A 19,826-nucleotide genomic window follows, 5' to 3' on the forward strand; every position below is an offset into this window, starting at 1 on the left:
ACTGGATCCACCATGACTGCTTTCGATAAACACCAGGTTTCCCGCTTCCGCTTCGTCCGCTGCGAATTCGCCGCGGACACCGGCGTGGCCAAGCTGGTCTACGCCTTCGATGACGGCCCTGAGATGGTGGAAACCATCAGCGTGCCCGGTGCGCCGTTCGTACTGGACGACGCGCGCGCCGCTGCCGTGCAGCGCGCACTGCAGCTGCTGCACCTGATCGCCGGCGTCAGCTACTACAAGGCGGGCGTGCCGGAGACGGTCAGCATCGACAGCTATGCGATCGATGCCGATACCGCTGCGCTTGTGGAAACGATCTACCTGAATGGTCTGGGCGAATTCGCCTATCGCAACGGCCTGAACCTGCGCGGGCGCTTCCGCCTGCCGGTGCAGGGCCAGGCGCTGCAGGCGCCGGCACTGGGCCTGCAGCCGCACGCGCTGGTGGCCATCGGCGGCGGCAAGGATTCGCTGGTCAGCATTGAAGCGCTGCGCCGTGCCGGCGTGGACGAGACGGTGACCTGGATCGGCGGTTCGCAGCTGATCCGCGCCTGTGCCGAGCGCACCGGCCTGCCGACGCTGAACCTGGGCCGCGCGCTGGCCCCGGAACTGTTCGAGCTGAACCGCCAAGGTGCCTGGAACGGCCATATTCCGGTTACCGCGGTGAACTCGGCGATCATGGTGCTGGCCGCGCTGCTGCAGGGCGTGGACCAGGTGGTGTTCTCCAACGAACGTTCGGCCAGCTACGGCAGCCAGATTCCCGGCACCGGTGAAGTGAACCACCAGTGGTCCAAGGGCTGGGCCTTCGAGCAGGCCTTCGGCAACCACGTGCAGCAGCAGGTGGCCGCCGATCTGCACTACTACTCGCTGCTGCGCCCGATGTCCGAGCTGGCGGTGGCCCGCCAGTTCGCCAAGACCGATTTCTACGACGCGCATTTCTCCAGCTGCAACCGCAATTTCCACATCCTGGGCGAGCGCCCGGTGAACCGCTGGTGCGGCGTCTGCCCGAAGTGCCATTTCGTATTCCTGGCGCTGGCCCCGTTCATGCCCAAGACGCGTCTTGTGCGCATCTTCGGCCGCAACCTGCTGGACGATGCCGAGCAGGCCGCTGGCTTCGATGCGCTGCTGGAATTCCAGGACCACAAGCCGTTCGAGTGCGTGGGCGAAGGCCGCGAATCGCGTGCGGCGATGGCGACCCTGGCGCAGCGCCCGGAATGGAAGGAAGACGTGCTGGTGAAGCGCTTCTGCAACGAGATCCAGCCGCAGCTGGATGCCGCCGAACTGGAACTGGCACCGCTGCTGCTGTTGCAGGGCGAGCACCGCATTCCGGCCGCGTTGTGGGAACAGGTGCGTGAAGATTTCGCAGCTTGAAGGAAAGCGCGTCGCGCTGTGGGGCTGGGGGCGTGAGGGCCGTGCGGCATTTTCCGTGCTGCGCGCGCGCCTGCCCGCGCTGGCCCTGAGCCTGTTCTGCCCGGCTGCTGAAGCCGAGGCGGCGCGTGCGGAAACGCAGGGGCGGCTGGACGTGCGCGGTGAACCCACCGCCGAGGCGCTGGCCGCGTTCGATGTGGTGATCAAGTCGCCCGGCATCAGCCCGTACCAGCCGATCGCGCTGGCGGCCGCCGCGCAGGGCACGGTCTTCATCGGCGGCACCGCGCTGTGGTTCGCCGAACATGCCGGTGCCGATGGCATCGTGCACGACACCGTGTGCGTGACCGGCACCAAGGGCAAGAGCACCACCACCGCGCTGGTCGCGCACCTGCTGCGCGCCGCCGGCCATCGCACCGGCCTGGTCGGCAACATCGGCCTGCCGCTGCTGGAAGTGCTGGACCCGCAGCCAGCGCCCGCGTACTGGGCGGTGGAACTGTCCAGCTACCAGACCGGCGAAGTGGCGCGCAGTGGCGCCCGCCCGCAGGTGGCGGTGGTGCTGAACCTGTTCCCCGAACACCTGGACTGGCACGGCAGCGAGCAGCGCTACATTGAAGACAAGCTGCGTCTGGTGACCGAAGCGGCGCCGCGCATCGCCGTGCTCAATGCCGCCGATCCGCATCTGGCCGCGCTGGCGCTGCCCGACAGCGAGGTGGTCTGGTTCAACCAGCCGCAGGGCTGGCACATGCGCGGCGACATCGTGCACCGCGGCGAGCAGGCGGTGTTCGATACCCGCAACACGCCGCTGCCCGGCCGCCACAACCGCGGCAACCTGTGCGCGGTGCTGGCCGCGCTGGAAGCGCTGGGGCTGGATGCAGTGGCGCTGGCACCGGCGGTGCAGGATTTCCGACCGTTGCCGAACCGCCTGCAGCGCATTGGCGTGGCCGAGGGCCTGACCTACATCAACGATTCGATCAGCACCACGCCGCACGCCAGCCTGGCGGCGCTGGAGTGCTTCGCCGGGCAGCGCATCGCGCTGCTGGTGGGCGGGCACGACCGTGGCCTGGACTGGACCGATTTCATGCAGCACATGGCGCACGACGTGCCACCGGTGGAGATCGTGACCATGGGCAGCAACGGCCCGCGCATCCACGCCATGCTGCAGCCGCTGGCCGATGCCGGTCGCTTCGGCCTGCACGCGGCGGGAGACCTGCCGCACGCCATGGCGCTGGCGCGTACCGCGCTGGGCGCGCAGGGCGGGGTGGTGCTGCTGTCACCGGGCGCGCCAAGTTTTGGTGCCTACCGCGATTACGTGGCGCGCGGCCGCCACTTCGCCGAGCTGGCCGGATTCAACCCGGACAGCATCAGCGCGATTCCGGGGTTGGGCATCGGGTAGGGCAGGCCCATGGGTCAGATCCCTTTCCGCAGGAAAGGGCTCTGACCCCTATCCACGCATGGCGTGGATCTACTCCAGGGGCGCGTTACCATCGGTGCATTCCCGGACGGACCCGGACGCCCGCATGTGTACCTTCATTACCGTGTTCCTGCCCACCACGCTGGCCCACGACACGGCCGCCGCGGTCTTCAGCCGCAGCGGGCGGTGCCTGTTCGCGCAGGCCTCGCCCAGCCTGCAGGCGGCGGTCGGCCCCGGCTGGCAGCCCTGGCTGAGTGCCGCGCACTGCGATTGCGGGACGGCGCTGGCCTCGCTGCGGGCCGAGCCGGCGTGGGCGGGCGATGCCGAGCGCTGGCGGAAGAAGGGCTGGAGCGAGGCGAAGATCGCCCGCGCGCTGGCCGAGCAGTTGGCCCGGCATGAACAGGATCAGCAGCTGCGGCGAGAAGAAACGCTGGGCGATGCCTGCCAGTGGTTGCAGCGCATTGATGCGCTGCTGGGCGCAGGTGCGGCGCGTATTGGCCTGCTGGTGCGCGACTACGATGGTTCGGTGGGCGCCCGGCAGCCAGCGCCGCCGGAACGTCGCTGGTCGCGTGCGCAGCTGGCGGCGGCGGATCTGCTGGCGTTCGAACCGGGAACGTTGCAGTGGATCGAACGCGGGTGAGAGCGCGTGACCCCCATCAACGCATGGCGTGGATCTACTCGATGAAGCTGTAATCGCGGTCGATCAGGTCCTGCAGGTAGGCATCGAAGCTGGGGGCGATGACCGCGTAGCTGTCCGGATCGTGCAGGTAGCGCACCACCTGGCCGACGGTGCCGCCCGGGGCGGGATCGAAATCCAGGTACAGCATCGAGGTGCCACCGTTGTTCATGCAGTGCGAGAAGCACAGGCGACGGTTCATCGGCAGATCGCCGTCAATGCCGGCGCCGAGGATGTCCGGCTCGTCGTCCAGCCATTCCTCGTAGATGGAACGGATGCTGTCGTGCCACTGCCGCTGGTCGTCGAAGATCTGTTCGACCGAGCGCAGGAAGTACGGATAGTCCCCCACGTCCGAGCCCAGCACCAGCACGCAGACCTCGCCGCCGGGGTACTCACGGTAGTGCGTGCCATCCACGCGCGACAGCAGCTGCAGCAGGCTGTCGGGCACCTGCGGCCACTGCGCGCGCAGGCGCTGCAGGTCGTCGCCGCTGGCGCCCTGCACGTGGGCCCATTGCGGGGCGTCATCTTCTGGCAAGCGGGCAACAAGGCCGGACAGGAAACGGTCTACCAGGTTCATTCAATGGCAGGGAAGCAGGAACAGGGGGGTATCCAACCACACCTGCGTCACGCCGCCAATGCAGAATGCGCACTGGCAGGCGTGGACGCTGTGCAGCCTGCTTCCCTTCTTTCTGGAGCAGGCGCATGAACAGCTGGCGGTTTGGTGTGGCGATGGTGCTGGGGCTGGCGGCGATGCCGGCGTGGGCGGCGATGAAGACCCAGCCGGTGGAATGGACGCACCAGGGCACGACCTTCAGTGGTGTGCTGGTCTACGACGACGGCGACAATGACAAGCGTCCCGGCCTGGTGATGGTGCCCAACTGGAAGGGCGTGAACGCATCGGCGATTGAAAAGGCCAAGCAGTTGGCCGGCGATGACTACGTGGTGCTGGTGGCCGATGTGTACGGCAAGGGCGTGCGGCCGAAGAGCGATGCCGAGGCTGGCCCGGTCGCGACCAAGCTGCGCAACGACCGGCCGCTGCTGCGCGCACGCGCGCTGGAAGCGGTGAACGTGCTCAAGGCGCAGGCCGGCAAGGCACCGCTGGATGCCAGCCGGATCGGTGCGGTCGGCTTCTGTTTCGGTGGCACCACGGTGCTGGAACTGGCCCGTGTCGGTGCACCGTTGGCCGCTGTGGTCAGCCTGCACGGCGGTTTGGGCTCACCGCTGCCGGCACAGGCCGGTGGCACGCATCCCTCGGTGCTGGTGCTCAATGGTGCCGACGATACCAGCGTGACGGCCGAGGATATCGGCAGTTTCCAGAAGGAAATGGACGCGGCCAAGGTCGACTGGGAATTCACCAACTACAGTGGCGCGGTGCACTGCTTTGCCGAGCGTGATGCCAACAGCCCGCCGGGGTGCCAGTACAACGAACGCGCGGCCAAGCGCGCGTGGAAGGCACTGGATGAGTTCTTCGAGGAACGGTTCCGGTAATCAAAGGCGTGCCGACCAACGGTCGGCACCCACCGATGCTTCTGTGCCGACCAAGGTCGGCACCTACCGATGCTTCTGTGCCGATCAATGCGAGCGCTGCACCGCGTAGCGGGCCAGGCCGCGCAGGGCGGCTACGGCATCGTTGTCACCCAGGCCATCCAGCGCGCGCTCGGCGGCTTCGGCGTATTCCTCGGCGCGGCGGCGGCTGTAGTCCAGGCCACCGGTGGCGCGGATCGCGGCCAGCACTTCCGGCATGGCCGAGGCGTCGCCGTCCTGCACGATGCTGCGCAGGCGCTCGCGGGTAGCCAGGTCGGAGTGGGCCATGGCGTGGATCAGCGGCAGGGTTGCCTTGCCTTCGGCCAGGTCGTCGCCCAGGTTCTTGCCCAGTTCCTCGGCATTGGCCGAGTAATCGAGCACGTCATCGGCAATCTGGAAGGCGTAGCCCAGGTGCATGCCGTAGTCGTACAGGGCCTGCTGGGTGGCTTCGTCCTGGCCGCTGGCCAGCGCGCCCAGGCGGGTGCCGGCGGCGAACAGCACCGCGGTCTTGCGCTCGATCACGCGCAGGTAGGCCGCTTCGTCGGTGTCCGGGTTGTGTACGTGCAGCAGCTGCAGCACTTCGCCTTCGGCGATGCGGTTGGTGGTGTCGGCCAGGATCTGCATGACCGGCATGCGGTCCAGTTCCACCATCAGCTGGAAGCTGCGCGAGTACAGGAAATCGCCCACCAGCACGCTGGGCGCATTGCCCCACAGGGCGTTGGCGGTGCTGCGGCCACGGCGCAGGCTGGATTCATCCACCACATCGTCGTGCAGCAGGGTGGAGGTGTGGATGAACTCGATGATGGCCGCCAGCTGGTGGTGCTCCGGCCCGGCCTGACCGACCGCGTGGCCGGCCAGCATGACCAGCATCGGGCGCAGGCGCTTGCCGCCGGCGGAAATGATGTGGTCGGCGATCTGGTTGATCAGCACCACGTCCGAGGACAGCCGGCGCCGGATCAGGGCATCGACGGCGGCCATGTCGGCCGCAGCAAGCGACTGGATCTGGGGCAGGCCCAGGGCGGGACGGGTGTCTTCAGTGATGGTCATGCGATCAGGCTTTCAGGCTCCCCCCGATTATAGGCGCTGGCCGTGAATTCGGGCGGAAACCCGACCGACCGGTCTTTTCGCGGGCCGCTGGCCGGCCCCGCGGCGTGAATACGTATGCAGCCAGCGCCATCGCCGGGAGGCCGCCGCTAAGCTTGCCGGAGTTGCTTTTCGGCCCGCTTCCGGCGGGTCCCGCATGCCCGGAGGGGGGCTGTCGATGTCGCACAATCCATGGTGGCGCGGAGCCGTCATCTACCAGATCTACCCGCGCAGTTTCCTCGACGCCAACGGCGACGGGGTAGGCGACCTGCCGGGCATCATCGAGCGTCTGGACTACATTGCCGCGCTGGGCGCGGATGCGATCTGGATCTCGCCGTTCTTCAGATCGCCCATGGCCGATTTCGGCTATGACATCGCCGATTACCGCGATGTGGACCCGTTGTTCGGCAACCTGGACGACTTCGACCGCCTGCTGGCCAAGGCACACGGTCTGGGCCTGAAGGTGATGATCGACCAGGTGCTGAGCCATACGTCGATCGAGCACGCCTGGTTCCGTGAAAGCCGCCAGGACCGCAACAACCCGAAGGCGGACTGGTATGTCTGGGCCGACCCGCGTGAGGATGGCACCCCGCCCAACAACTGGCTGTCGCTGTTCGGCGGCGGCGCCTGGCAGTGGGAACCGCGCCGCGAGCAGTACTACCTGCACAACTTCCTGGTCGACCAGCCGGACCTGAACTTCCACAACCCGGCGGTGCAGCAGGCCACGCTGGACAACGTGCGGTTCTGGCTGGACCGCGGCGTGGATGGGTTCCGCCTGGATGCCATCAACTTCTGCTTCCACGACGCGCAGCTGCGCGACAACCCGCCCAAGCCGGCCGACAAGCGGGTGGGCCGCGGCTTCAGCCCGGACAACCCGTACGCCTACCAGTACCACTATTACAACAATACCCAGCCGGAAAACCTGCCGTTCCTGGAACAGCTGCGCGAGCTGCTGGACCAGTACCCGGGCGCGGTGAGCCTGGGCGAGATCTCGTCGGAAGATTCGCTGGCCACCACCGCCGAGTACACGCAGGACGGCCGCCTGCACATGGGCTACAGCTTCGAGCTGCTGGTGGACGACTACAGCGTGGCCTATATCCGCGATACGGTCTCGCGCCTGGAAGCGGTGATGACCGAAGGCTGGCCGTGCTGGGCGGTGTCCAACCACGATGTGGAGCGGGCGGTCAGCCGCTGGGGCGGCCACCCGGCCGACCCGCGCCTGGCCCGCATGCTGGTGGCCATGCTGTGTTCGCTGCGCGGCTCGGTCTGCCTGTACCAGGGCGAGGAACTGGGCCTGGCCGAGGCCGAGGTGCCGTTCGAGGACCTGCAGGACCCGTATGGCATCACCTTCTGGCCCAACTTCAAGGGCCGTGACGGCTGCCGCACGCCGCTGCCGTGGACCGATGCCCCGCTGGCCGGCTTCACCACCGGCAAGCCGTGGCTGCCGATTCCGGCCGAGCACCGTGCCGCCGCGGTGGCGGTGCAGCAGGCCGACCCGCACTCGGTGCTGAGCGCCTTCGGCGATTTCCTGGCCTGGCGGCGCACCCAGCCGGCCCTGCTGCACGGCGACATCCAATTCCTGGACAGCGCCGAGCCGGTGCTGCTTTTCCAGCGTATGCTTGCAGATGAAACTCTCCTGCTGGCCTTCAACCTGTCGGCAGCGCCGGTCAGCCATCCGCTGCCGGCCGGCCGTTGGGAACAGGTGGCGGTGCCGGGCCCGGATGCGGGCACGGTGGAAGGCAACGAACTGCGGCTGCCGCCGCGCGCGGTGTATTGCGCCCGACGCAGCTGACCGATTTCTCCGGTGGCGGTACTTGCGGGGACGGGGCCGAAGCGCCCCGTCCCTTTTTTGTGCTTGGTTGCCTGGGGTGGCGTATCCACGCATGGCGTGGATCTACCGGGGGCGTGGTTGCCGGGGTTGGCGTATCCACGCATGGCGTGGATCTACCGGGGCGTGGTGGCCGGGGGTGGCGTATCCACGCATGGCGTGGATCTATCGGGGGGGCGTGGTGGCCGGGGTTGGGGGTATCCACGCATGGCGTGGATCTACCGGGGGCGTGGTTGCCGGGGTTGGCGTATCCACGCATGGCGTGGATCTACCGGGCGGCGTGGTTGCCTGGGGTGGCGTATCCACGCGTGGCGTGGATCTACCGGGGGGCGTGGTTGCCTGGGGTGGCGTATCCACGCATGGCGTGGATCTACCGGGGGCGTGGTTGCCGGGGGTGGCGTATCCACGCATGGCGTGGATCTACCGGGGCGTGGTGGCCGGGGTTGGCGTATCCACGCCATGCGTGGATGGGCATTTCAGTAGATCCACGCCACGCGTGGATGGGCACGACCGACCCTCTACCAACGCCGGTGCAAAAGAAAACCCGCTGCATGCGCAGCGGGTTTTCGGTGGCTTCCCCGGCGTGGGTCAGAACTTGTAGTTCACGCCCAGCACGTAGGTGCGGCCCCACTCGATGTATTCCAGCGGGCGATCCTTGGTGCCGGCGTAGGTGCGGTACGGTTCGTTGGTCAGGTTGCTTCCCTGCAGCAGCAGGGTCAGGCCACGCAGGGCGCTGCTGTCGCTGAAGGTGTAGCTGACCTGGGCATCGGTTACGTTCTCGCCCACCACGTAGCGCAGCGTGCGGTTGCCGTTGAAGTTGCCGATTTCACCGATGAAATCCGAACGGCGGCGCTGGCTCACGCGTGCTTCGAAACCGTTGCGCTCGAAGTAGGCGGTGAAGTTGTACACGCGGTCGGACAGGCCCGGCAGGCTGATCGGATCGGTACCCACGCTGGAGGCGCTTTCCGGGTCCAGGATCTCGATGTCGCTCTTGTTGAAGGTGGCGCTGGCCTGCACGCCGAAGCCGCGCAGGCTGTCGGTCAGCATGTCCAGCGGGAACGATGCGGTCAGTTCCAGGCCCTTCAGGGTGCCGCCCTTGCCGTTCTGCGGCGAGGAGAACGTACCGGTGGTCAGCACCGGCACGGTCATGCCCGGCGGCGGCACGTAGCTGCCCAGCAGGTCGGTGAAGTCGTAGTTGTCCACCGACTGGGTGTACACGTAGCTCTTCAGGTCCTTGTAGAAGACGGCGGCGGCCACGTAGGCCTTTTCACCGAAGTACTTTTCGTAGGACAGATCGATGGCGGTGGCGCGCCACGGGTCCAGCAGCGGGTTGCCGCCGCTGCCGCCGGGCTTGCCGGTGGCCGTATCCACGCCGAATTCCAGGCCGGCGCGCATCTGGTCCACGCGCGGGCGGGCGACCTGCTTGGCCACGGCGAAGCGCAGCGTCTGCTCATGCGGGAACATGAAGGCCAGGTTCAAGCTGGGCAGCCAGTCGTTGTAGGTCTTGCCGTTGGAATACGGCTGGATGTTGCTGCCGGCCGGCTGCGAGCTGTCCCAGTAGCGCGAATCCGAACTCTGGTCGGTGTGCTGCATCTGCACGCCGATGTTGCCGCGCACGCCCACCACGCCGATGTCGGTGTTGATGTTCAGGCGCGCCCACGCGGTGGTGATCTTCTCTTCCACCACCCACGACTTGGGAATCAGGTAATCCAGGTTGTCGACCGGATCGAAGGTCATGTAGCGGGCCACGGCGGCCGGCACGTTCCAGGCCGGAATGTTGCCGATGCCGGCAAAGCCCAGGTTCACCGGCGAATACTGCAGGTCCGAGGCGATGTTGGCATCGCCCTGGGCGCCCAGCAGGATGTTGCCTTCGGACTGGGTCTTGGTCTTGCGGCGGTCGGCGTAGTTCACGCCGATATCCAGGTCCGGTGCCCACGACGCCATCGCTTCGGGCAGGCTGATGGTGGCCGCCAGCTTGCCGCCCTTCAGGCGGTCTTCCACCTGCGGCACCTTGCCGTAGCCGGAACCGTAGATGGTGTTGGTCAGGAACAGCGCATCGGGGTTGGAATAATCCAGGCCCGGCGAGATCTGCGAGAAGCCGTTCGGGTTCACCACCAGACCGATGGTGTCCAGCTGCGGCATCGGGGTCAGCTGCAGGTTGTTTTCCAGGTTCAGTTCGTCACGGGTGGCCTTGGAGTAGTTCAGGTCGGCCACCAGCTTCACGCTGCCGAAGGTGAACTCGTTGTTCCAGCCAAACGCATCGATCTTGTCCTTGCGCTTGTTGTACATGCCGCGCACCAGCGGGTACACGCCGCTGGCGGTGCCCCCGGTGAAGGTGCCATCGGCATTGACCTGCGGGTTGCTGATCAGCAGGCCCGGGGTGTAACCGCCGTTGTAGTTGCTGAGGTTGACCTCGAACTGGTTGGCGGTGTCGATCTGTTCGGCTTCGGTGTGGAACGCGTCGAAGGTGCTGGTCCAGGCGTTGTTCGGCCGGAACTGGATGGTGGCCATCACGCCGTCGCGCTTGTTGTTGCCGGTACGGCGCAGGGCCTTGATGCCATCGGAGAAGTAGGTGCCTGCGGCCAGACCCGGGCGGTTGCCGTTGGTGGTCTGCTCGGTGGTCCACGGTTCGTACAGACCCACCTGGTTTTCCTGGATCGGGTTGTCGCTGTGCGCGTAACCGATCGAGATGCCCAGGGTCTTGTCGAAGAACTGGTCGATGTAGCTGGCGCTGAAGCGGTTGCCGAATTCATCGACGTTGGCCGCTTCACCCAGCGAGCTCTTCTGCAGGCGGCCGCTGACGGCGATCACGCGCTCGGGGAAGCTGAGCGGGCGCACGGTCTGCATGTCGATGGTGCCGGACAGGCCCTGGCCGACCAGGGCCGCGTCCGGGGTCTTGTACACGGTCACGCCGTTCACCAGTTCCGACGGGTACTGGTCGAATTCAACGCTGCGGTTGTCGCCGGTGCTGACCACTTCACGGCCGTTGAGCAGGGTGGTGGCGAAGTCGGGCGACAGGCCGCGCACGCTGATGACCTGGGCACGGCCGGCCACGCGCTGGGCGGCCAGGCCGGGCAGGCGGCCCAGCGATTCGGCGATGCTGACATCGGGCAGCTTGCCGATGTCTTCGGCGGAAATCGCTTCGACCACCGAAGTGGCGCTCTGCTTCACCGCAATGGCGTTTTCGATGCCGCGGCGGATGCCGGTTACCTGCACGGTGTCCAGGTTGGTGGCGGACGGATCGGTGGCGGTGGCTTCGGTGGACTGCGCCGATGCCAGCGACGGCACCAGTACGACGGCCAGCGCCAGACTCAGCGCGCTGCGCTTGTGGTTCAACATTTTCCCCTCCCAGGCAATGTTGTAGAGCATTTTGTGGTCGTCCCGGCGGGGCCGGAAACGTGCGACGCGGTGGCCGCTGTCGTCGCCGCTATGGTAGGCAGCGCGTTGTTCGGCGGAATCACCCTGCATACGTATTCAATGGCGTTTGCAGCGTTGTAAACGATTCCAGTCTCCGCTCCCGGTAGCGCCGGGCCATGCCCGGCGATGCAGAAGTGCGGGTGTTCAGTGCACCGGCGTGAAGCGGATCGCCTGGCCACCGCCCGGTGCCAGCACCAGGGTCAGGGCATCGGCGCTGGTGACTTCACGCGTCTCGCGCTTGAACGCGAACGGGTTGCTGCGGAAGTCCGCACCGTCGCCGTCGCGGTAGATCTCGGCGCGGTAGCGCACGCCCGGTTCCAGGAAGCCCAGCGACACCGGCAGCACGCGGCCGTGTTCGTCGGTGATGCTGCCCAGGAACCAGTCGCGGCTGTTGCGGTCGCGGCGCACCAGGGTCACGTAGTCGCCCACCTCGCCATCCAGCACGCGGCTCTGTTCCCAGTCCACCGCCACGTCTTCGATGAAGCGGAACGCCTCGCGATGCTGCAGGTAATGCTCGGGCAGGTCGGCGGCCATCTGGATCGGGCTGTACAGCACCACGTACAGCGCCAGCTGGCGGGCCAGGGTGCTGGGAATGGCCTGGCCGTGGCGGCCCTTCAGGCTGAGGATGCCGGGGGTGTAATCCATCGGCCCGGACAGCATGCGGGTAAACACCAGGTTGACCTCGTGCTCGGGCGGGTTCGGCGGCTGGCCCCAGGCGTTGTATTCCATGCCGCGGGCGCCTTCGCGCGAGATCCAGTTGGGGTAGGTGCGGCGCAGGCCGGTGTCCTTGATCGGCTCGTGCGGGTTCACCGACAGGTGCCGCTGTGCGGCCTCCTGCACCACCTTCAGGTGGTGGCGGGCCATGAACTGGCCGTCGTGCCACTCGCGCCACAGCGGGCCGCCGGCCGGGTTGCGGCGGTCCACCTGGCCGTCATCGCAGACGTAGCCGGTCTTGAACTGATCCACGCCCAGGCGCGCATACAGGTCCAGCGCGGCGTCCAGCTGCTCTTCGTAGTGCTCGATGGCGCAGCCGGTCTCGTGGTGGCCGATCAGGTGCACGCCCTTCTTCAGACCGTAGGCCGACAGCGCTTCGATATCGAAATCGGCGGTGGCGCGGGTGAAATCGAAGTCATAGCCATTGCCCACCCACATGCCGTCCCAGCCGGGGTTCCAGCCTTCCACCAGCACGCCACGGAAGCCGTGCGCGGCGGCGAAGTCGATCACCTTCTTCGTCTTTGCGGTGGTGGCCGCATGCTTCGGGCCGGTGGCCCAGCTTTCGTTGTCCAGGTGCATCGACCACCACACGCCCAGGTACTTGGCCGGCTTCACCCAGCTCACATCACCCAGCGCGTTGGGTTCGTTGAGGTTGAGGATCAGGTCCGATTCGACCAGGCCGCCGGCGCGGTCGGCAATCTGCAGCGTGCGCCACGGCGTGGCGAAGGGCAGGCTGCGGCGCACCTTCCAGCCTTCGGCCGAAGGCGAAAGCTCGGCGCGCAGGCGCTGGCCTTCGGTACGGCGCAGCCACATGCCGGCGTAGTCCACCAGCGCAGCCTCGTGGATGGCCACGTGCAGGCCATCCACGCTGCGCAGGGTCATCGGCGTGTGCACCAGCGGCACCTCGCGCAGCGGCGTGCGCTGGTACAGGTACTCGTAGTGGATCGGCTCGCCGGCCGGAATCCACCACGCAGTGGAATCCGGCGCGATGGCGAACTCGGTCACCTCGTCATCGATGATCGCTTCGCGCAGGTTGGGCTGTTCGGGGAACGCATAGCGGAAGCCCAGGCCGTCGTCGTAGACGCGGAACACCACGTCCACGCGGCGCTTGCTGCCGGTGCTCTCGGCCAGCTGCACGGTCAGTTCATTGAAGTGGTTGCGGGTGACGCGGCGCTCGCCCCAGGGCTGTTCCCAGGTCTCGTCCACGCTGCGCCGCTGTTCGCCCAGCTGGACGAAATCACGGTCCAGGCGGCCGTCGCGCAGCACGAAGCCCAGCTTGGAATCGTCCACCACGGGCGCGCCCAGGCGTTCCACCCGGTAGCGCGCGGTACCGCCATCGAGCACTAGGCTGACCGCCAGCACCTTGCCCGGCGATTCCACCCGGGTGACCTGCGGCGCGGCCTGGGCCACCACCGCCAGACCCAGCAGGGCCATGCCGAACACCGGCGCGAACATCGCGCGGACTGCAACAGAAAAAGCCGGCATTTCCCCTCCCAGGGCGCCATTGGCAGACCCGGACCATAAGCCAGCACGGCGCCCGGTCTTCACGCGATGGCCATGAATACGTATGCAACTGGACGCAGGCCACGGCGCCGCGTCTACCATGGGGCAAGGCACCTTGAGGGAGGGGCCGCGCCCGCGCACCGGTTCCGGTGGCGCGGACCCACAACGGTGCAGAGAGGGAGGGAGGTCGACGGGCGCAAGCCGGTCTGCCGCTTCGATGCTGAAGATCATTTGCCTGACGGCTGCCCTGGGGGCAGCGCTGGGAACGACCGCGCACGCGGCCGACCTGGAATTCAACGGCCGCCACGCGCGTGCCGAAACCGCTGCCAAGGGCAGCTTCGTGCTGCACGCGCCCAAGGGCGAGGTGCGCATTGCCGCCGCGCCCATGCGCAGCCAGACCGGCAGCGTGATGTTCGATGCGCTGTTCGCCCTGGCCCAGCAGGAAATGGACCAGGACCGCGTGGACGCGATCCGCGATCCGGCCTTCGATGAAGGCCGCCCGGTGCCCTGCGACTGCTTCCAGACCGGCGCGCGCTGGCCGTACGTGTGGACCCGCGATGTCAGCTTCGCCGCCGACCTGGCCCTGGCGAAACTGGACCCGCAGCGCACCCGGCAGTCGCTGCAGTTCAAGTTGTCGGCGGCGCGCGATGGCCATACCCCTGGCCTGTTCGTGGCCCAGGACACCGGCTCGGGCGGCAGCTGGCCGATCAGCAGCGACCGGGTGGTGTGGTTCCTGGCCGCGCGCCATCTGCTGGATGATGCGGCCTTCGCCGATCAGGTCTGGCAGGCGCTGCAGGGCACGTTGGCGCAGGACCGGGCGATGGTGTTCGACCCGCAGATGGGCCTGTACCGCGGCGAGACTTCGTTCCTGGATTGGCGCGAGCAGACCTACCCGGACTGGACGCGCGAGAACGTGCGCTTCATCGGCGATTCCTACGCGCTGTCCACCAACGTGCTGCATTACCAGGCCCTGCGCCTGGGCCAGCAGATGGCCGCGCAGCTGGGCGATGAGCGCGCCGAGCAGTACAAGGCCTGGGCCGATGCGCTGGCGCTGCAGATCGATGCACGCTTCTGGCGCCAGGATATGGGCCAGTACATGAGCTACATCGGCGAAGCGGCGCACCCGGTGCCGTACGCCAAGGTGGACCTGCTGGGCCTGTCGCTGGGCATCCTGGCCGACGTGCTGCCCGCCGAGCGCGCACAGCGTGCGCTGGCCGCTTACCCGATGGGGCCGGCCGGCAGCCCGGTGGTGTGGCCGCAGGAAGCGCAGCAGCCGATCTACCACAACCGCGCCATCTGGCCGTTCGTCAGCGCCTATTCGCTGCGCGCCGCGCGCAAGCTGGACGATGCACCGCGCATCGCCGCCGAGATCCGCTCGCTGATGCAGGGCGCGGCGCTGGCCGGTTCCAACATGGAAAACTACGAACTGGTCAGCCAGGCCGTGCATGTGGACGAAGGCGCGCTGAGCGGGCCGGTGGTCAATTCCGAGCGCCAGCTGTGGTCGGTGGCCGGCTACCTGGCCATGGTCACCGAAGGGGTGTTTGGCGTGCAGGATGATGGCAGCGTGCAGCCCAAACTGCCGGCCAGCCTGGTGCCCGAACTATTCGGCAAGCAGCGCCGCATCACCCTGGACGCCAACGGCAAGCGCTACGTGCTGGAGCGCCCGAAGCAGGTGGGTGATGGCCTGCTGGTGGCCGGCAAGGTGAAGACGCGCGGCACCACCACCACGGTGCAGCTGGTGGCCGCGCCGTCGCGCGCGTTGCCCGCCAGCACCGCCGATGCCAATGCGCGCGCGCCGGCCACCCCGGCCGCACCGCAGGCGCGGCGCAGCGGCAAGGGCTGGACCGTACCGGTGGCCGAAGGCCAGGTGCTGTGGCAGGACGGCCGCGCGCTGACCGCGATCAGCAAGGGTGTGGCGCGCATCGGCGATGACGGCCTGCAGCACTGTCTTAGCCTGACCCGGCGCGACGGTGCGCTGGAATCGTTGCACAGCCCGATGCTGTGCGTGGGCCCGCAGCAGGTGCTGCGCGGCGCGCGCCAGTGGCAGTTCACTGCGGCCAAGGCCGGGCCGGTGCAGCTGCGGCTGCAGTACAACAACCCCAATGGCCCGATCAACACCGGGGTGACGGCTGCGGTGAAGCAGCTGGCGGTGCAGTGCGCCGGCCAGCCCGCGCAGCGCCTGACCGTGACCCTGCCGCACAGCGTGGCCGCGCAGGATTCCACCGCCGCAACCTTCAGCGTGCCCAAGGGACGTTGCACGGTAAAGCTGGAAGAGGGCTTCAACATGAGCGCGCTGCAGCACTTCGCGCACTACACCGGCGGCAAGGGCGGGCGCGATGGCGTGCTCAACCAGGCCCAGGTGCAGGCGCTGAAGGTGGCGCCGGTGGCCGCAGTCGAGGGCAGCCGATGAGCCGTCCTGCCAAACCGCAGTTGTCGTTCTGGCAGATCTGGAACATGTGCTTCGGCTTCCTCGGCATCCAGTTTGGTTTTGCCCTGCAGAATGCCAACGCCAGCCGCATCTTCGAAACGCTGGGCGCGGACATGGAGTCGGTGCCGGGGCTGTGGATCGCCGCGCCGCTGACCGGTCTGCTGGTGCAGCCGGTGATCGGTTACCTGTCCGACCGCACCTGGACGCGCTGGGGGCGACGCCGGCCGTTCTTCATGATCGGCGCGGTGCTGACCACGGTGGCGCTGCTGGTGATGCCCAATTCGCCCACGCTGTGGATCGCCGCCGGCACGCTGTGGGTGCTCGATGCCTCCATCAACGTGTCGATGGAACCGTTCCGCGCGTTCGTGGGCGACCAGTTGGCACCGCGCCAGCGGCCGACCGGCTACGCCATGCAGAGCTTCTTCATTGGCGTGGGCGCGATCGTGGCCAGCTTCCTGCCGTTCATCCTGGCCCACTTCGGCGTGGCCAATACGGCGGCCGCCGGCGAAGTGCCGGACACGGTGCGCTATGCGTTCTACTTCGGTGCCGTGGTGCTGCTGGCAGCGATCACCTTGACCGTGGTCAGCACGCGTGAGTATTCGCCCACCGAGCTGGCCGGCTTCGATGACGCCGAACCACCGGCACACCACGCCGCGGCCGCAGTGAACGGCCCCGCGCCGTGGTCGCAGGTGGCGCTGTGGCTGGGCGTGGGCCTGCTGCTGGCGGTGCTGATCGCCTGGCGCCAGGGCGACAAGATGCTGTACGTGCTGGCCGGCCTGTGCGCGGGCTACGGCCTGCTGCTGGCGGTGGCCCGCTCGCTGCCGGGCACCCACATGCTGGCGGCGATCGTCGACGATCTGCGCGCAATGCCCATCACCATGCGGCGCCTGGCCTGGGTGCAGTTCTTCTCGTGGTTCGCCTTGTTTGCCATGTGGATCTACACCACGGCCGCAGTGGCCGGCACCCACTTCGGCTCCACCGATCCGCAGTCGGCCGCCTACAACGAAGGTGCCAACTGGGTGGGCGTGCTGTTCGGCGCGTACAACGGCTTTGCCGCGCTGGCCGCGCTGGTCATCCCGTTGATGGTGCGTGCCGTGGGCCTGCGCTGGAGCCATCTGGTGAACCTGTGGCTGGGCGGCGCCGGCCTGATCTCGCTGATGTTCATCCGCGATCCGCACTGGCTGCTGCTGTCGATGGTGGGCGTGGGCTTTGCCTGGGCGTCGATCCTGTCGCTGCCGTATGCCCTGCTGTCTGACAGCGTGCCGGCCAGGAAGATGGGTGTGTACATGGGCATCTTCAATTTCTTCATTGTGATCCCGCAGTTGGTCGCGGCCAGTGCGCTGGGCTTTGCCCTGCGCGCATGGCTGGGCGGCCAGCCGATGCACGTGCTGGTGCTGGGCGGCTGCAGCCTGCTGCTGGCAGGTGTGTGCGTGCTGCGGGTTCCGTCGCGTTCGGAGGTGGTGTGATGCGTGCTGTGTTGCCTGTTGCTGTCTGTGTAGCCCTGTTTGCTGGCCAGGCCGTGGCCGCGCCGCGCCCGGCGTATGTCGGCACCACCGAGCCGTTCGCCAGCGATGCGGTGTACTTCGTGGTGACCGATCGCTTCGTCAATGGCGATCCATCCAACGACCACCGCGACCAGGGGGGCAAGCACCGCACCTTCGATATTCCGGTGCCGTGCCCGGACAAGGTGGATGGCAACATCGGCTACCTGGGCGGTGACTTCCGCGGCGTGCTGGACAACGCGCAGTACATCCGCAACCTGGGCTTCGGTGCGGTGTGGATCACTCCCATCGTCGACAACCCCGACGAAGCCTTCACCGGCAGCAAGGCGATCAGCTGCACCAGCACGCTGACCGACCGCGGCAAGACCGGCTACCACGGCTACTGGGGCATCAACTTCTACAAGCTCGACGAGCACCTGCCCAGCAAGGATCTGGATTTCGCCGGCCTCAACAAGGGCCTGCACGATGCCGGCCTGAAGGTGGTGCTGGACATCGTCGGCAACCATGGTTCGCCGGCCTGGACCATGCCCAAGCGGCAGCCGCAGTTCGGCCAGATCTTCGACAAGGATGGGAAGCTGGTTGCCGACCACCAGAACCTGCCGCCGCAGAAGCTGGACCCGCAGCACAACCCGCTGCACGCCTTCTACAACAACATCGGCCCGGTCGACAGCAAGGACGGTTCGATCTTCGACGGCAACCTGGCCGAGCTGTCCGACTTCAACCAGAACAATCCGGCGGTGATGGATTATCTGGTGGGGGCGTACCTGCAGTGGACCGCGCAGGGCGTGGATGCGCTGCGCATCGACACCATCGGCTGGCTGCCACACCCGTGGTGGCATGAATTCGTCAGCCGCATCCGGGCGCAGCACCTGGGCATGTTCATGTTCGGCGAAGCCTTCGATTACAACGCGGCCAGCATTGCCGAGCACACCTGGCCGGCCAATGCCAACGTCAGCGTGCTGGATTTCCCACTGCGCGGCGCGATGGAGCAGACCTTCGGCACCGCCGGCAAGGGCTTTGAGACCCTGGCCGAACCGCTGCACCTGAGTGGCGGGCCGTATGCCAACCCGTACGAGCTGATGAGCTTCTACGACAACCACGACATGCCGCGCCTGCAGGCCAGCGACAACGGCTTCATCGACGCGCACAACTGGCTGTTCACCGCACGCGGCATTCCGGTGGTCTATTACGGTTCGGAAACCGGCTTCATGCGCGGCCGTGCCGAACATGCCGGCAACCGCGCCTACTTCGGCCAGCCGCGCGTGGACGCCGCGCCGCAGAGCCCGATCTTCGCGCCGCTGCAGCGCATCGCCAAGCTGCGCGAAGCCACCCCGGCCCTACAGCGCGGCTTGCAGGTGAACGAGCGCCTGCAGGGCGATGAAGCGGTGTTCCTGCGCGTGCTGCAGCACGGCGATGTGGCGCAGACGGCGCTGGTGCTGCTGAACAAGGGCGATGCGGCGAAGACCTTCAGCGTGGAGCGCTACCTGCAGGCCGGCACCTGGCGCGAAGCGCTGGGCGGCGGCGAACTGAAGGTGAAGGGCCGGCTGCAGACCGAAGTACCCGCACACGGGGTGAAGGTCTACGTGCTGGATGCGCCGGTGAAGCAGCCGGCGCTGCAGGCCGAACTGGACAAGGCCATGGCCGACCAGCAGGCGCGGGACCAGCGGCTGGGGCGCTGAGGGCGCCGCCGGGCATGGCCCGGCGCTACCGTTTTGGTAGGTGCCAACCCTGGTTGGCATGCCCGCTCTGGTAGGTGCCAACCTTGGTTGGCACGCCCGCTCTGGTAGGTGCCAACCTTGGTTGGCACGCCGGCTCTGGTAGGTGCCAACCTTGGTTGGCACGCCCGCTCTGGTAGGTGCCAACTTTGGTTGGCACGCTCTTCGAGCAGTCGAGCAAGCTCGACTCTACAATGGGGGCCCCCCTGATTGCCTGCCGTACCGCCATGACCGACCTTGCCCCGCAGACCCCGATTGAAACCCTGCTGAAGGCGGCCATGGACGGTGCCGTGCCGATCCGTGCCTTCATGGAAGCCTTCGTCGCCTCCGAGGTGGTGCTGCTGACTGGCAGCCTGGTCACCCCCGACGGCAGCGGCTTCGATCCGCTGCTGTTCGACAAGCAGGGCACCCTGCACGTGGCGGTATTCACCGATCCTGCGCGGGTGGGCATCTACAGCCAGCAGGCGCCGCACCAGATCCGCTGGCGGATGCTGGACGTGCTGCGCCGCGTACCCGGCGGCTACGGCGTGGTGATCAACCCCGGCACCCCGCTGGGCTTCGAGGTTTCCCCGAGCGGCGTGGGCGAGATCCTGAAGGACTTCGCGTAGCGTCGAGCTTGCTCGACTGCTCTGGCTTTGCTTCGTAGAGTCGAGCTTGCTCGAC

Annotated in this window: 13 protein-coding genes; 9 read left to right on the forward strand and 4 right to left on the reverse strand. The window is 67.4% G+C overall.

Annotation, left to right across the window (positions count from 1 at the left end):
* Positions 1-12 precede the first annotated feature (12 nt).
* The 3 genes from murL to C1931_RS05390 all read left to right on the forward strand — a co-directional run bounded on the left by murL (position 13) and on the right by C1931_RS05390 (position 3,413).
* Entirely contained in the window at positions 13-1,365 is a 1,353-nt protein-coding gene (gene murL / locus C1931_RS05380) for a UDP-N-acetyl-alpha-D-muramoyl-L-alanyl-L-glutamate epimerase (protein WP_108755614.1), read from the forward strand.
* The gene (murD, locus tag C1931_RS05385; RefSeq protein ID WP_108755615.1) at positions 1,346-2,755 is read left to right on the forward strand and encodes a UDP-N-acetylmuramoyl-L-alanine--D-glutamate ligase; all 1,410 of its coding nucleotides are present in this window, start codon (positions 1,346-1,348) and stop codon (positions 2,753-2,755) included. Before murL ends, murD begins: the two co-directional genes overlap by 20 nt.
* Before the next feature lie 124 nt (positions 2,756-2,879).
* Positions 2,880-3,413, forward strand: a complete 534-nt coding sequence (locus C1931_RS05390; protein ID WP_108755616.1) for a hypothetical protein — start codon at positions 2,880-2,882, stop codon at positions 3,411-3,413.
* Between the two features lie 34 nt (positions 3,414-3,447).
* On the opposite strand, the gene C1931_RS05395 is transcribed toward C1931_RS05390, so the two are convergent.
* The gene (locus C1931_RS05395) at positions 3,448-4,026 is read right to left on the reverse strand and encodes an SMI1/KNR4 family protein (protein ID WP_108755617.1); all 579 of its coding nucleotides are present in this window, start codon (positions 4,024-4,026) and stop codon (positions 3,448-3,450) included.
* Between the two features lie 125 nt (positions 4,027-4,151).
* Here C1931_RS05395 and C1931_RS05400 point away from each other — a divergent pair, with 125 nt between their 5' ends.
* The gene (locus tag C1931_RS05400; RefSeq protein ID WP_108755618.1) at positions 4,152-4,937 is read left to right on the forward strand and encodes a dienelactone hydrolase family protein; all 786 of its coding nucleotides are present in this window, start codon (positions 4,152-4,154) and stop codon (positions 4,935-4,937) included.
* An 84-nt stretch (positions 4,938-5,021) separates the two neighbouring features.
* Here the strand turns inward: C1931_RS05400 and C1931_RS05405 are convergent, their stop codons facing one another.
* On the reverse strand, positions 5,022-6,020 hold the full coding sequence (locus tag C1931_RS05405; RefSeq protein WP_108755619.1) for a polyprenyl synthetase family protein: 999 nt from the start codon (positions 6,018-6,020) through the stop codon (positions 5,022-5,024).
* A 214-nt stretch (positions 6,021-6,234) separates the two neighbouring features.
* Here C1931_RS05405 and C1931_RS05410 point away from each other — a divergent pair, with 214 nt between their 5' ends.
* On the forward strand, positions 6,235-7,848 hold the full coding sequence (locus C1931_RS05410) for an alpha-glucosidase (protein ID WP_108755620.1): 1,614 nt from the start codon (positions 6,235-6,237) through the stop codon (positions 7,846-7,848).
* Positions 7,849-8,472: 624 nt separating this feature from the next.
* Here the strand turns inward: C1931_RS05410 and C1931_RS05415 are convergent.
* Positions 8,473-11,223, reverse strand: a complete 2,751-nt coding sequence (locus tag C1931_RS05415) for a TonB-dependent receptor (protein ID WP_199912008.1) — start codon at positions 11,221-11,223, stop codon at positions 8,473-8,475.
* Positions 11,224-11,445: 222 nt separating this feature from the next.
* Positions 11,446-13,500, reverse strand: coding sequence for a glycoside hydrolase family 97 protein (locus C1931_RS05420; protein WP_108755621.1), 2,055 nt, complete (start codon positions 13,498-13,500; stop codon positions 11,446-11,448).
* Positions 13,501-13,735: 235 nt separating this feature from the next.
* On the opposite strand from C1931_RS05420, the gene C1931_RS05425 reads away from it, so the two are divergent.
* The 4 genes from C1931_RS05425 to C1931_RS05440 all read left to right on the forward strand — a co-directional run bounded on the left by C1931_RS05425 (position 13,736) and on the right by C1931_RS05440 (position 19,771).
* Positions 13,736-15,928, forward strand: a complete 2,193-nt coding sequence (locus tag C1931_RS05425; RefSeq protein ID WP_108755622.1) for a Six-hairpin glycosidase-like protein — start codon at positions 13,736-13,738, stop codon at positions 15,926-15,928.
* Positions 15,925-17,412, forward strand: coding sequence for an MFS transporter (locus C1931_RS05430; RefSeq protein WP_108755623.1), 1,488 nt, complete (start codon positions 15,925-15,927; stop codon positions 17,410-17,412). The genes C1931_RS05425 and C1931_RS05430 overlap by 4 nt, the downstream gene beginning before the upstream one ends.
* Complete coding sequence (locus tag C1931_RS05435) at positions 17,412-19,127, forward strand: alpha-amylase family glycosyl hydrolase (protein WP_108755624.1); 1,716 nt, start codon at positions 17,412-17,414, stop codon at positions 19,125-19,127. The genes C1931_RS05430 and C1931_RS05435 overlap by 1 nt, the downstream gene beginning before the upstream one ends.
* A 263-nt stretch (positions 19,128-19,390) precedes the next feature.
* A complete protein-coding gene (locus C1931_RS05440; protein WP_108752423.1) occupies positions 19,391-19,771 on the forward strand; it encodes an SseB family protein in 381 nt (126 codons plus the stop codon).
* Positions 19,772-19,826 lie beyond the last annotated feature (55 nt).

This window comes from Stenotrophomonas sp. YAU14A_MKIMI4_1, assembly GCF_003086855.1.
Lineage (GTDB): Bacteria > Pseudomonadota > Gammaproteobacteria > Xanthomonadales > Xanthomonadaceae > Stenotrophomonas.